This is a genomic window from Thioalkalivibrio halophilus (genome assembly GCF_001995255.1).
In the GTDB taxonomy this organism is placed as follows: domain Bacteria; phylum Pseudomonadota; class Gammaproteobacteria; order Ectothiorhodospirales; family Ectothiorhodospiraceae; genus Thioalkalivibrio; species Thioalkalivibrio halophilus.
Window position 1 is genome coordinate 66042 of sequence record NZ_MUZR01000023.1, and the last position, 12152, is coordinate 78193.

General features: G+C 68.9%; 11 protein-coding genes. 6 read left to right on the top strand and 5 right to left on the bottom strand.

Annotated features, from left to right (window positions below; genetic code table 11):
- Nucleotides 1-20 precede the first annotated feature (20 nt).
- Nucleotides 21-1124 carry a nickel/cobalt transporter gene (locus B1A74_RS07540; RefSeq protein WP_077244246.1) on the top strand — a complete coding sequence of 368 codons (1104 nt, stop codon included), beginning with the start codon at nt 21-23 and terminating at the stop codon, nt 1122-1124.
- Between the two features lie 77 nt (nt 1125-1201).
- Nucleotides 1202-3022 (top strand): AMP-dependent synthetase/ligase, encoded by a 1821-nt coding sequence (locus tag B1A74_RS07545; protein ID WP_077244247.1) that lies wholly within the window; start codon nt 1202-1204, stop codon nt 3020-3022.
- A gap of 12 nt (nt 3023-3034) precedes the next feature.
- Here the strand turns inward: B1A74_RS07545 and scpB are convergent, their stop codons facing one another.
- The 3 genes from scpB to B1A74_RS07560 are packed head-to-tail and all read right to left on the bottom strand — an operon-like array spanning nt 3035 to nt 4467.
- Nucleotides 3035-3718, bottom strand: coding sequence for an SMC-Scp complex subunit ScpB (gene scpB, locus B1A74_RS07550; protein WP_077244248.1), 684 nt, complete (start codon nt 3716-3718; stop codon nt 3035-3037).
- A gap of 34 nt (nt 3719-3752) precedes the next feature.
- Nucleotides 3753-4145: a thiol-disulfide oxidoreductase DCC family protein gene (locus B1A74_RS07555; RefSeq protein ID WP_018947673.1), complete on the bottom strand. Its 393-nt coding sequence runs from the start codon at nt 4143-4145 to the stop codon at nt 3753-3755.
- The gene (locus B1A74_RS07560; protein WP_018947672.1) at nt 4138-4467 is read right to left on the bottom strand and encodes a hypothetical protein; all 330 of its coding nucleotides are present in this window, start codon (nt 4465-4467) and stop codon (nt 4138-4140) included. The genes B1A74_RS07555 and B1A74_RS07560 overlap by 8 nt, the downstream gene beginning before the upstream one ends.
- A gap of 212 nt (nt 4468-4679) precedes the next feature.
- Here B1A74_RS07560 and mtgA point away from each other — a divergent pair, with 212 nt between their 5' ends.
- The 4 genes from mtgA to B1A74_RS07580 all read left to right on the top strand — a co-directional run bounded on the left by mtgA (nt 4680) and on the right by B1A74_RS07580 (nt 9330).
- The gene (gene mtgA, locus B1A74_RS07565; protein WP_018947671.1) at nt 4680-5414 is read left to right on the top strand and encodes a monofunctional biosynthetic peptidoglycan transglycosylase; all 735 of its coding nucleotides are present in this window, start codon (nt 4680-4682) and stop codon (nt 5412-5414) included.
- A gap of 60 nt (nt 5415-5474) precedes the next feature.
- Nucleotides 5475-7787 (top strand): mechanosensitive ion channel domain-containing protein, encoded by a 2313-nt coding sequence (locus B1A74_RS07570; protein WP_077244249.1) that lies wholly within the window; start codon nt 5475-5477, stop codon nt 7785-7787.
- Between the two features lie 86 nt (nt 7788-7873).
- Entirely contained in the window at nt 7874-8560 is a 687-nt protein-coding gene (locus B1A74_RS07575; RefSeq protein WP_018947669.1) for a zinc metallopeptidase, read from the top strand.
- Nucleotides 8561-8736: 176 nt separating this feature from the next.
- Nucleotides 8737-9330 (top strand): hypothetical protein, encoded by a 594-nt coding sequence (locus B1A74_RS07580; RefSeq protein WP_018947668.1) that lies wholly within the window; start codon nt 8737-8739, stop codon nt 9328-9330.
- Between the two features lie 105 nt (nt 9331-9435).
- On the opposite strand, the gene malQ is transcribed toward B1A74_RS07580, so the two are convergent.
- Both malQ and B1A74_RS07590 read right to left on the bottom strand, forming a co-directional pair.
- Nucleotides 9436-10920 carry a 4-alpha-glucanotransferase gene (gene malQ / locus B1A74_RS07585; protein ID WP_077244250.1) on the bottom strand — a complete coding sequence of 495 codons (1485 nt, stop codon included), beginning with the start codon at nt 10918-10920 and terminating at the stop codon, nt 9436-9438.
- Between the two features lie 3 nt (nt 10921-10923).
- Nucleotides 10924-12152: glycoside hydrolase family 57 protein (locus B1A74_RS07590; RefSeq protein ID WP_077244251.1), on the bottom strand; the 1229-nt coding region annotated here is incomplete at its 5' end.

Genomic DNA, 12152 nt, shown 5'->3' on the forward strand with positions numbered 1-12152 from the left:
CTACGTTATAAAATAACGATATGATCCGACACGCCCTCTCTCGCAACCGCCGCCCGGGACGGGCCTCAGCGGTCCTGCTGCTCCTGCTCGGCATCCTGCTGCCCGCGCTCGCGCTGGCCGGCCACCCCCTCGGCGGCGGCCCGGAGTCCGACGCGGATGCCGATGCCACGGAACAGCCACCGCCCGCCGATGCCCCGGACGCTCGCACCGACGCCGGGCTCCCGGGAGGGGATGACGCCGGACCGCTGGAACGGCTGGTCGGCTGGGTCCTGCATACCCAGCGCCAGCTGCACCGCGAACTGACCCGGGGACTGCACGGACTGCGCGACGCGCCCTCGGCGCAGGCGGGCGCCCTGCTGATCCTCGTGAGCTTTCTCTACGGGGTCTTCCACGCCGCCGGACCCGGACACGGCAAGGCGGTGATCACCACCTACCTGCTGACCCAGCCGCAGAACCTGCGCCGCGGCATCGCCCTGTCGGCGGCGTCATCGCTTGCCCAGGGCGTCACGGCCATACTGCTGGTCGGGCTGCTGGTCGGCCTGCTCGGCTGGCTGACACGCGAGACCCTGGGACAGGTCCGCCACCTGGAGATCGCCAGCTTCGCCCTGGTGGGACTGCTGGGCGTCTGGCTGATGGGGCGCGCCCTGCGGCAGGCCTGGCGGCGCCGGGCAGCCGCCGCGCACGGGCATGACCACGGGCATGACCACGGGCATGACCACGGGCACGACCACGGGCATGATTGCGGCTGCGGCACCCCCCACCACGTCGACCCCGATCACAAGGGCACCTGGTGGGGCACCGTGCTGGCCGTGGGCATCCGCCCCTGCTCCGGCGCCGTGCTGATCATGGCAGTATCCGCGGCCGTCGGTCTGGTCTGGGCCGGCGTGGCGGCCGTGCTCGCGATGTCCGCGGGTACCGCCATCACGGTCTCCGTGCTGGCCATGCTCGCGGTCTACGCTCGCGACTGGACCCGGCGGCGTTTCACCGGCACCCGCGCCGCGCGCCTGGCCTGGATCGGGCCGGCCTTCGGCCTGACCGGCGGCGCGATCATCGCGGTGCTGGGCTTCAGCCTGGTGCTGGGGGCGGTGGCCGCGGGTCCGGCGATGCATCCGCTCGGCATGTAGGACCCCCGCCCCGCGCTTGCCCCTGCCCCGCGCCGTCCTCTACTTTGCAGGGCAAGACCAGTCCAGCGAGACCGCGCATGTCCAACCCCCGGGTCCACCCCGCGACCATCCGTCCGGAAGACGCCCCCACCCTGCCGGCGCTGTTCCGCGCCCGCGTGGCCGCGACCCCCGATGCCCCGGCCTACCGCCAGTTCGACCCCGAACGCGAAGACTGGAGCTCCAGCAGCTGGGGCGAGATGGGCCGCACGGTCGACCGCTGGCAGGCTGCGCTGGCCACCGAGGGCCTGCGGCCGGGCGACCGCGTCGCCATCATGGTCGGCAACTCGCGCGAGTGGATCGCGGCCGACCTCTCCGCCATGGAGATGGGCCTGGTCACGGTCCCGCTGTACACCGATGACCGTCCCGAAAATGTCGGTTACATCATCGGCCAGACCCAGGCGCGCGCCCTGCTCATCGGCGACACGGTGCATGGCCGCCGCCTGCTGGAGCATCTGGAGAAGATGCCGTCGCTCAAGCGCGTGGTGCGCCTGAGCGACAGCGCGGGCACCTCGGGCGATCCGCGGGTCCTGCCACTGGAAGACTGGCTGCAGGGTGGCGACCCGGCCGCGATCCGCTATCCGGAACTGGACCCCGACGCCCTGGCGACCATCGTCTACACCTCCGGCACCACCGGACGTCCGAAGGGCGTGATGCTCTCGCACCGCAACATCCTGGAGAACGCCTGGGCCTCGTCCCTCACGGGCCCGCTCGGGCCGTCGGACCGGTTCCTGTCGTTCCTGCCGCTGTCGCACATGATGGAACGCACCGCCGGCTGTTACATGCCGATGATGGTTGGAGCCGAGGTGGCTTTCGCCCGCTCCATTCAGCTCCTCGGCGAAGACCTGCAGACCATCCGGCCGACGGTGCTGATCTCGGTGCCACGGATCTACGAACGCGTGCGCGGGCGGATCCGGGCCGGTCTCAGGCAGAAGTCGGCGCTCGGCCGCTGGCTGTTCGAGAAGACTGCCGCCGTGGGCTGGCGCCGGTTCGAACACCAGCAGGGCCGGGGTCGCTGGTCCCCCGCCTTCCTGCTGTGGCCACTGCTCGAGCGCGTGGTCGCGCGCAAGGTGCTGGACCGCCTCGGCGGCCAGGTCCGGTTCGCCGTCTGCGGCGGGGCACCGCTGCCGCCTCCGGTGGCGCAACTGTTCATCGGCCTGGGGCTGCCGGTGCTGCAGGGCTACGGCATGACCGAGGCCGGCCCGGTGGTCACGGTGAACACCCCGGATGACAACCTGCCGGCCTCCATCGGCAAGCCGCTGAAGGATGTCGATGTACGCATTGGCGAAAACCACGAGCTGCAGACCCGCTCGAACTGCGTGATGCTGGGCTACTGGAAGAACGAAGAGGCCACGCGCGAGACCATCGACGCCGACGGCTGGCTGCGCACCGGCGACCAGGCGCGCATCGACGACTCCGGCCATGTCTACATCACCGGCCGCATCAAGGACATCCTGGTACTGACCAACGGCGAGAAAGTACCGCCGGCAGACATGGAGATGGCCATCGGCCTCGACGGCCTGTTCGACCAGATCATGGTGGTGGGCGACGGGCAGCCGTTCCTCACCGCCCTGATGGTCCCCGAACCGGACGCCTGGCAGACCTTCGCCTCCGACCAGGGGATCGACCCGGCGACCGCGGGCGAGCCGCCGCGCAAGGTGGAACGCGCGATCCTCGACCGCATCCACCACCAGCTGGAGGACTTCCCCGGCTACGCGCGCATCCGCCACGTGTACGTGATCCACGAACCGTGGAGCGTGGAAAACGGCATGATGACCCCGACCATGAAACTCAAGCGGCCGGTGATCCGGGAGCACTACCGCGAGGCGATCGAGACCATGTACAACGGCCGCGACCGCTGAAGGAAACGCTGATCAGGGCGGTTCCCGGGATTCGCCGGCTTCCGCTGCGTCCCCCTCCCCGTCGCCGTCATCGTCGGCCTCGTCGGTCGCCAGTGACAGCCCGGCGTCGGTGGCCACGTCGGCCAGATCGCGGATCTCGTCCAGCGGCGGTAGCTGGTCCAGGGCCTGCAGTCCGAGGTCGTCGAGGAAGCTGCGGGTGGTGCCGTACAGCGCCGGCCGCCCCGGCAGCTCCTTGTGCCCCACCACGTAGATCCATTCCCGTTCCTGCAGCCCGCGCATGATCCCCGAACTGACCGCCACCCCGCGCACCGATTCGATCTCGGCGCGGGTGACCGGCTGGCGATAGGCGATGATCGCGAGGGTCTCCAGCAACGCGCGCGACAGCCGCTGCGGGCGTTCCGGCCGCGCCGCGCGCACGCTGCCCGAGTACTGCGGCCGGACGCGGAAACGGTACCCGCCGGCCGAACGCACCAGTTCGATCGCGCGGTCGGCATAGCGCGTCTCCAGATGCGCCAGCGCCGCCTCCACCGACGCGCGGTCGACCTCGCCCGATTCCGCGCAGGCGGCGCGCAGATCGCGCAGGGGTACGGGCTCGGTGGCGGCAAACAGAACCGCCTCCAGGGTCAGCTCCAGCGCGTCGGGTGCGGGCGGCTCCGCCGCAGACCCGGCGCATTCGGGGACATCGTGGCTGGACATCGGCCCTCCCGGGCATGCCTGGACGAACCGCCGATTATAACGGTGGCGGCGGGCAGACACCGTCGCGACAGCGGGAACGCCAGCGCGAACGGGCGAACACGTTGTACACCCGGTCCATCAGCCAGACCACCGGCGGCAGCCGATGCAGCACCGCCCCCGCCACGCGGTAGTACGGCAGGTGCCGCCAGGTGGCGACGAAGGCGTAAGCCCCGCTCACCACCCGGCCGTGTTCGTCCACCGCATGCATGCGCCGCATGGCGTCCTCCCACGCGATGCCGCGGGCTTCCAGCGCCGCGGCGTCCGCATGGATGTCCCGCCAGTCGATCCGGCCGGCCGTGTCCAGGCGCCGGTAGTGGCCGATCTCGCGGCGGCACAGCGGGCAACCGCCGTCAAAGAACACCACGGGCCGTTCGCGCGTGTCAGGCATGGCCGACGGGCCCGGTCATTTCATGGCGCGCCTCGGGCAGCGCCCGGAGCGCACGCTCCACCACATCGCGCGCGAGACCGCGGGTCATCTCGCCGTCGGCGGGGATCATTTCCGTGCGCACCGCCAGCGCCATCGCCAGCGCCTGCAACAGATCACCGTTGCAGGTGTCACCCAGCACCGCCACTTCGTGATCCACGGTGGTCAGCACGCGATCCAGCAACTGCTGCACGCGCACGGCCGAATCGGTCTCGGGATGCAGCGCGAACTCGAAGGTCAGCTGCTCCCCGCTTCCGCTGGTGTAGCGATACGGCAGGTATTCCATGGCTCGCCTCCTTGTTGTCTCTGATGGGCCGGAACGCGTCCGGCCGGCCTGTCGCGTGATCCGCGGCGAATGGCGATCTCCGTGATCCTTGGGCCGCGCGGAGGTCGCGGAGTTCGCCACAGCCGGACCTGTCCTGCGCTATTCTTGCTTCCGATGAAACGGTACTCCGGGTACAACCACCACGAAACCCCGATGGCGGAGGGGCGCCCGCGATGATGCTCCTGGGTCGACGTCGCCGCGCCCGGCCACCGGGGCCGCTGCGCTACCTCTTGTGGCTGCTCGTCGCCCTGCTGGGGCTGGTGCTGGCCGCGGTGGTCGCGGTGCTGCTGTATTTCGCCCGGGTCGATCCACCTTACGGCATGGCGATGGTCACGGCCACCGACCGCGCGACCGCCTCCCGGCACCGCCCCCAGTGGCGCTCGCTGGACGAACTGCCGGACGCCGTGCTGCTGGCGGTGATCGCGTCCGAGGACCAGCGCTTCCCGCGGCACCGCGGATTCGACTGGTCGTCGGTGCGCCAGGCCCTGACCGACCACGCGCGCGGCGGACGCCTGCGCGGGGCCTCGACCATCACCCAGCAGACCGCCAAGAACCTGTTTCTCTGGCATGAGCGTTCCTGGCTGCGCAAGGCCCTGGAGGCGGGTCTGACCGTGGGCATGGAGGTGCTGTGGTCCAAGGAACGCATCCTGGAAGTCTATCTCAACCTGGCCCAGTGGGGAGCCGGCATCTACGGCATCGAAGCCGCCGCGCAGCACTATTTCGACGTCCCCGCCAGCGAACTGACGCCGCAGCAGGCCGCACGCCTGGCGGCCATCCTGCCGTCACCGGGAAGGCTCGACCCGGTCACTCCGGGCGAAGGTCTGGAGCGCCGCATCGCCTGGATCGAGGAACAGATGCGGGTGCTGGGCCCCGGCTGGCTGCGGCCCGTGCGCGAGCCCGGGCTTTAGCGGGACGCGCTGTAACCTTTACACTCGCAGGCCTTTCCTCCAACCCGTCCGAGGTTCCGCGTGCCCGCACGACTTCCCGTCCCGCATCGCCTCCTGGCCGTTCTCGTCTTCCTGCTGACCGCACTGACCCTGCTGGTCTCGGGCTCGGCGGTCGCGGACGAGACGCCGTCCTCCGCCGAAACACACGCCGCGCTGATCGAACTGCTGGAGGATCCCGAGGCACGCGACCGGCTGCTGGAAACCCTGCGGGCCAGCGACACCCCTGGGGATGAAGGCGCCGCGGACGCTGCACCGGAGAACGCCGACGAGGAAGCCGTGGCCCTGCCGCGGCGCATCGCCCGCATGACCCAGGGACTGGCCGAGGGGGCCGTCGCCGAGATCCGTACTCTGGGGACGGTCGTCGAGGACACCGCCGCACAGCTGCGGGCGATCGAACCGATAGCCTTCGGCATGGCAGTGACGGACCTCGCGCTCGTGATCGTTTTCACGCTGATCGTTTACTGGGTACTGCGCCGCGCCGTCTCGCCGATGTTCGGGGGGCTGAACCGCTGGGTCCTCAATGCCGCAGAACGGTACCGGCTGCTGCGCACCCTTCCCGGAGTCGGGCTGGCCGCGGTCATCGATTTCGTCGCCGTGGTTCTGGCCTGGATCGCGGGTTACGCGCTGGCGCTGTTCGTACTCGGCGAAACCGGCGCCATGGAGACCCGGCATTCGCTGTTCCTCAATGCGTTCCTGCTCATCGAGCTGGCGCGCGCCGCGCTGCGGCTGATCTTCGCGACCCGTTACCAGGGCCTGCGCCTGCTCCCCATGGAGGGCGAGGAAGCGGCCTACTGGAACGCCTGGCTGGCCCGCATCGTTTCCTATATCGGCTACGGCCTGCTGCTCCTGGTCCCGCTGACCAGCCTGCACATCTCGCTGGAGGCCGGACGCTCGCTGGGACTGCTGGTGATGCTGACCGCCTTCCTGTACGCCGCGACCATCATCCTGCAGAACCGCCAGCGGGTGCACGGCCGCCTGATGGTCCTGGCGAACCGTTCGTATTTCTCCTTCACCCGCATCACCACCGGCCTGCTGGCCCGTTTCTGGCACGTCCTGGCGCTGCTGTACTTCCTCGCCCTGACGGTGGTCAGCGTCGTGCGGCCCGAAGACGCACTGCCGTTCATGGCCACGGCCACCCTGCAGACTCTGATCGCCGCGTTCGTCGGCTTCTTCGTGGCGACCCTTCTGACCCAGATCATCGGGCGCAGAATCGCCCTTCCCGAAGAAACGCGGGAAAAGTTCCCGCTGCTGGAAACGCGCCTGAATGCCTACGTACCGAAGGCACTCAAGACCATGCGCCTGGTGATCCTGCTGATCGTGCTCGCGGTCATCGCCGACGGCTGGGGCGCCTTCAACCTGTTCGACTGGGTGCGTTCGGGTGCGGGCACGCTGATCCTGGGCACCGCCATCTCCGTCGCCCTGATCCTGCTCGGTGCGGCACTGGTGTGGCTGGTGTTCGCCAGCTGGATCGAGCACCGCCTCAACCCCAATACCGGCAACGGCGAACCCACGGCGCGCGAGCAGACGCTGCTGACCATCTTCCGCAATGCGGTCGCCATCGCGCTGCTGGTGTTCACGCTGATGATCGTCCTCGCCGAGCTCGGCATGAACATCGGCCCGCTGCTGGCCGGCGCCGGCGTGCTCGGCCTGGCGATCGGCTTCGGCGCGCAAAAGCTGGTACAGGACATCATCACCGGGGTGTTCATCCAGCTGGAGAACGCCATCAACGTGGGCGACGTGATCACCGTCACCGGCATCACCGGCACGGTGGAGAAGCTCACCATCCGCTCCCTCGGGATGCGCGATCTTGCCGGAACCTACCACCTGATCCCGTTTTCCTCGGTGGATGCGGTCTCCAACTACATGCGCGAATACGCCTACCACGTGGGCGAGTACGGGGTGGCCTATCGCGAGGACATCGACGAGGTCATCGTCCGCCTGCGCGAGGCCTTCGAGGAGCTCAAGCAGGACCCGGAACAGGGCCCCAACGTACTCGACGAGATGGAGGTGCACGGAGTCACCGCGCTGGACGATTCCTCGGTCAACATCCGTATCCGGATCATGACCGCGCCCGGCACCCAGTTCGGCCTGGGGCGCGCGTTCAACCGCCTGGTCAAGCGCCACTTCGACGCCGCCGGCATCGAGATCCCGTTCCCGCACACCACGCTGTACTTCGGCGAGGACAAGGACGGCTCGGCGCCGGCCGCCAACCTTCGGGTACTGGAATCGCGGCGCGTGCCCGAAGCGGATACCGACGATACCGATTACTCGCGGGACCGCCGGGCACGCCCCAATCCGAAGCACAAGGGCGACTACGACGAGGTCGACGAGTGACCGGCCAGTAACCCGCCGGACAGTGTACGCCCCGCAGGCCGCCGGGGGTTCTTGGACCGGCGGGCCGCTCCGGCGAAGATCATGGCATGCGTCTGCTGATCCTGGTCATACCGCTGCTGCTGCTCGTCGCCTGGCTGCCCGGGTGGTGGGTCCGACGCACGATGGAGAAATATCACCGCCCGGAGGACCGCTACCGCTACAGCGGCGCGGCCATGGCGCGCGAGCTGCTGCACCGCCACGGTCTGACCCATGTGGACGTGGAGACCACGAAAGACGGCGACCACTACGATCCCGGCGACCGCACGGTGCGGCTGTCGCAGGAGAACTATCACGGCCATTCGCTGACCGCGGTCACCGTGGCGGCCCACGAGGTCGGCCATGCGGTGCAGCACGCACGGGGCTACCGCCCGCTGCAGCTGCGCGGCACCCTGGTGGCCGCCACCCGTCACGCCCAGCGGCTGGGCGCGATCCTGATGATCGGCATCCCGATCATCACCCTGATCACCCGCCACCCGGCGCCGGGCATCCTGTTCTTCCTGGCCGGCGTGCTGTCGATGGGCATGGCGGCGCTGGTCCATTTCGTGACCCTGCCCACGGAACTGGACGCGAGTTTCCGTCGGGCGATGCCGATGCTGCGCGAGGGCGGCTACCTGCACGAACCGGATTACCGCCACGCAGAGCGTATCCTGCGCGCGGCCGCGTATACCTATCTCGCCCAGTCACTCGCCAGTCTGCTGAACATCGCCTCGTGGTTCCGCTACCTGCGGCGCTGATCGGGCGAGTCGCCCGCCAATGGAACGCAAGGGCCTCCTGCGCGGTCTCTCCACCACCGCCACAGCCGGCATCATGCCCCGTTGGCGGGCCGACACCCGGCCCTCGAGGCTGTTAAGCTGTGGTTCATCACTCGCCTTCAGAGTGGCAAGAGACATCCTTTCAGGAGAGCAGTACGATGCAGAAACATTCCCGGTCGATCATCGGCCTGACCGCCGCCGCGGTCCTCGCACTGGCCAGCGGCATGGCCCACGCCCAGGGCATGGGCCAGGGCATGGGCGGCCAGCAACAGCAGGGCGGCCCCCAGGTGGAGATGCAGGAACTCCAGCAGACCCTCGCGCAGACCCAGCAGCAGGCCATCGAAAACAACCCCGAGCTGGAGCGCAAGGGCGAGGAACTGGAAGAACTGGTCCTCGACAAGATGGAAGCCGCCGGTTTTGAACCGCGTTCCGATCTGGACACCCTGGAATCCGCCGAGGAAGGCCTGCGTGATCCCGACCTGAGCGCGGAAGAACGCCAGCAGCTGATCCAGTCCGAAGACGTTCAGCAGGCGCAGCGCAACCTGCAGGAAGCCCAGCAGGCCGTGGCCGAGGATCCGGAGATCCTGGACGCCCAGGAATCCCTGCGGGAAGACCTGATGAGCGCCATGCGTGCGGAAAACGCCGACATTGACGATGTCATCGAGCGCATGGAAGCCCTGCAGCAGGAAATGATGCAGCAACAGCAGCCCGGGGGTGGCGGTGGCGCGCCCGGCATGGCGCCCCAGCAGTAGGAGCCTGCTCGCAGGCGAACTCGCAGGCAGCCAGCAAGGCCCGGTCCTCTCAGGACCGGGCCTTTTTCATTGCGGCCCGTGGGATTCCCCGCGGGGACCGCGAGCTCAGGAGTCGGGCGGAAGGCGCCCGTGCGCCTCGGCCAGTGCCCGCATCTCGCCGGCACGTTCCCCGGGCACCCACTCCCAGTCAAAACGCCAGTCCCAGTTACCCTCCACCGTCCCGGGCCGGTTCATCCGGTGCCCGGCATCCAGTTCCAGCACGTCCTGCATCGGCAGGATCGCGATGCGCGCCGGCGAGGCGTACGCCGTGCGGATCAGTGGCCAGGGCATGGTATCGGCCGCATCTTCCGGCTCCCCCAGGACATTCAGCACGTGCAGCTGCATGGGTTCATCCAGTGACGCGAACCAGCCCACGGTGGTGTCGTTGTCATGCGTGCCGGTATACACGGCGCTCATCTCGTCATGATTCGCCGGCAGGTACGGGTTGGCCTCGCCGCCCTCGAACGCGAACTGCAGGATCCGCATACCCGGGAAGTCGAACCGTTCACGCAGCGCGGTGACCTCCGGCGTGATCACCCCCAGATCCTCGGCCAGCACCGGCAGGTACCCGAGTTCGTCGCCCAGCGCCTCGAAGAATGCCGCGCCCGGCCCCTCGAACCAGTAGCCCCGGATGGCATCCGGCTCCTCGGCCGGGATCGCCCAGCTCGACTCGAAACCACGGAAATGGTCGATGCGCAGGGCATCCACCGTCTCCAGCGCACGCCGAACGCGGCGAATCCACCAGGCATAGCCGGTCTCGGCCAGACGGTCCCAGCGGTATTGCGGATTGCCCCAGCGCTGTCCGGTCTCGGAGAAGTAATCCGGCGGGACCCCGGCGACCGTGCGCGGCTGCCCGCGCTCATCCAGATCGAACAGATCCCGGTGGCTCCAGACGTCCGCGGAGTCGTGGGCGACGAAGATCGGCATATCCCCCAGCAGCAGCAGTCCGCAGTCGTTCGCGTGGCGGTGCAGTGCGCGCCACTGATCGGCGAACACGAACTGCACGAACCGCACCTGTTCCAGCGCCTGCGCTTCTTCCCGCGCGACACGCGCCAGGGCCTCCGGCTGGCGATCGCGCAGTTCCGGATCCCATTCCCACCAGGGGCGATCGTCGTGGCGCGCACGGATCACGCAGAACAGCGCGAAATCGTCCAGCCAGACCGGCCCCTGCTCCTCCAGAAAGACGCGGTACGCCGCATGCAGGGCATGCTCTTCCCGCGCCACCGCGGCACCGGCCCGTTCCAGGAGTTCCTCGACCGCCCGCCCGTCATCGACGATCCCGGTCGCCTCCGCCAGCCGGGAGCGATCGATCAGGCGCGGATCACCGGCAAAGGCCGAGATGCTGGCGTAGGGGGAACCATCACTCTGCACCGGGTGCAGCGGCAGGACCTGCCACAGGGTGAAACCCGCCGAGGCCGCCCAGTTGACGAACCGGAACGCCTCGTCGCCCAGGGTCCCCACCGAATGCGGGCCCGGCAGCGAGGTCGGATGCAGCAGTATGCCGGCACGACGCCGCTGCAGCAGGGGATTGGAATGCTGCGTTTCTTCCATGAATCAGTCCTGCCCTTTCCGCATGGTCCCTCCGGCAGCCGGATCGCCACCGCCCACCGACAGCACCTCCTCCAGGGCCTCGGGCACCGCCAGGCCGGCGAGCTGGTACAACCGGGCCAGGTGGCGCCGATAGAGCTGTTCGAAGTCACTGACCGAACCCGCCGGGTTGTAGGCCCCGAACCACCAGCACCAGTCGGAACCCTCGCAGATGGCGAGCTGTTCGCGCAGTTCCGGTGTATCCAGCGAGGGGTCCTTCGCGATCGCCGCATCCACGGCCTCGCGGGCCTCGATCAGCCGATCCCAGCCACGGTTCTTGTCAGGGTCGCCAATCCAGGTGGAAAAGGTCCCGTAGACCCAGGAACCGGCAACCAGGGACGGGAGCTCGACAGGCGCCGCTCCACCGGCGGTACTGGCATGGGCGCACACGTCGTCGAAGGTGCACAGGTTGAGCCGCTCGTGCTGCGCCAGGGCCTCGTACAGCCCGCTGAGGAAATGGAAGCCGTTCTCGGGGTAGTACTCCCAGGCGTTCTCGCCGTCGAGGATCACCGACACCACGCTGCCGGCCGGGGCCACCTCGGCGATGTTCCCGATGTGGTGCACGAAGTCGGCCACCGCGTCGTCGGCGTGCCAGTCGGCGTAGCGGAAACCGATCGCGTCGGACAGTCCGTCATCGCGGAAATACAGCGCAATCTCGGTGTCGCGCAGTCGATAGCCACGGTGCAGCCAGCCCTGCAGGTCGCGGGGCCCGTCTTCCTCGCCCTCGCCGTTGCCGTTACCGTTGTCCTCCGCGTCCGGTGCGCTGCCGGCCGCTTCCAGGCTGTTGCCCAGCACGCCCTGGCCGCTGGCCGTCCATCGCAGGCCGTATTCGTCCAGCAGGCGAATGGTGGCCTCGCTCAGGCTGCCCTCGGACGGCCAGCAACCGGTCGGACGCATGCCGAAGTGCTTCTCGAACACCTCCAGCCCGCGTTCGATGTGCCAGCGCACCCGGGCTTCACCATCGGGATACGCCGGGGCCTCCGGCAGTTCGGCCTCGGGCATGGCCTCGCGGGCCGAAGCCAGGTCCTGCAACAGCGGCATGATGGGGTGCGCGTAGGGGGTGAACGACAGCTCCACCCGCCCCTGTTCCGCCAGCTTGCGGTAGCGCGGGATCACGTTGTGCAGCTCGTCGCGCAGGATCTCCAGCAGGCGTCGGCGCACCCCGGACTCGAAACCGGCTTCGGCCTTCAGCCAGC

Bases quoted from the DNA above. Each gene is read 5' to 3' on its own strand.
- B1A74_RS07540 (WP_077244246.1), top strand. From the start codon at position 21: ATGATCCGACACGCCCTCTCTCGCAACCGCCGCCCGGGACGGGCCTCA.
- B1A74_RS07545 (WP_077244247.1), top strand. From the start codon at position 1,202: ATGTCCAACCCCCGGGTCCACCCCGCGACCATCCGTCCGGAAGACGCC.
- scpB (WP_077244248.1), bottom strand. From the start codon at position 3,718: ATGTCCAGCCACGATGTCCCCGAATGCGCCGGGTCTGCGGCGGAGCCG.
- B1A74_RS07555 (WP_018947673.1), bottom strand. From the start codon at position 4,145: ATGCCTGACACGCGCGAACGGCCCGTGGTGTTCTTTGACGGCGGTTGC.
- B1A74_RS07560 (WP_018947672.1), bottom strand. From the start codon at position 4,467: ATGGAATACCTGCCGTATCGCTACACCAGCGGAAGCGGGGAGCAGCTG.
- mtgA (WP_018947671.1), top strand. From the start codon at position 4,680: ATGATGCTCCTGGGTCGACGTCGCCGCGCCCGGCCACCGGGGCCGCTG.
- B1A74_RS07575 (WP_018947669.1), top strand. From the start codon at position 7,874: ATGCGTCTGCTGATCCTGGTCATACCGCTGCTGCTGCTCGTCGCCTGG.
- B1A74_RS07580 (WP_018947668.1), top strand. From the start codon at position 8,737: ATGCAGAAACATTCCCGGTCGATCATCGGCCTGACCGCCGCCGCGGTC.
- malQ (WP_077244250.1), bottom strand. From the start codon at position 10,920: ATGGAAGAAACGCAGCATTCCAATCCCCTGCTGCAGCGGCGTCGTGCC.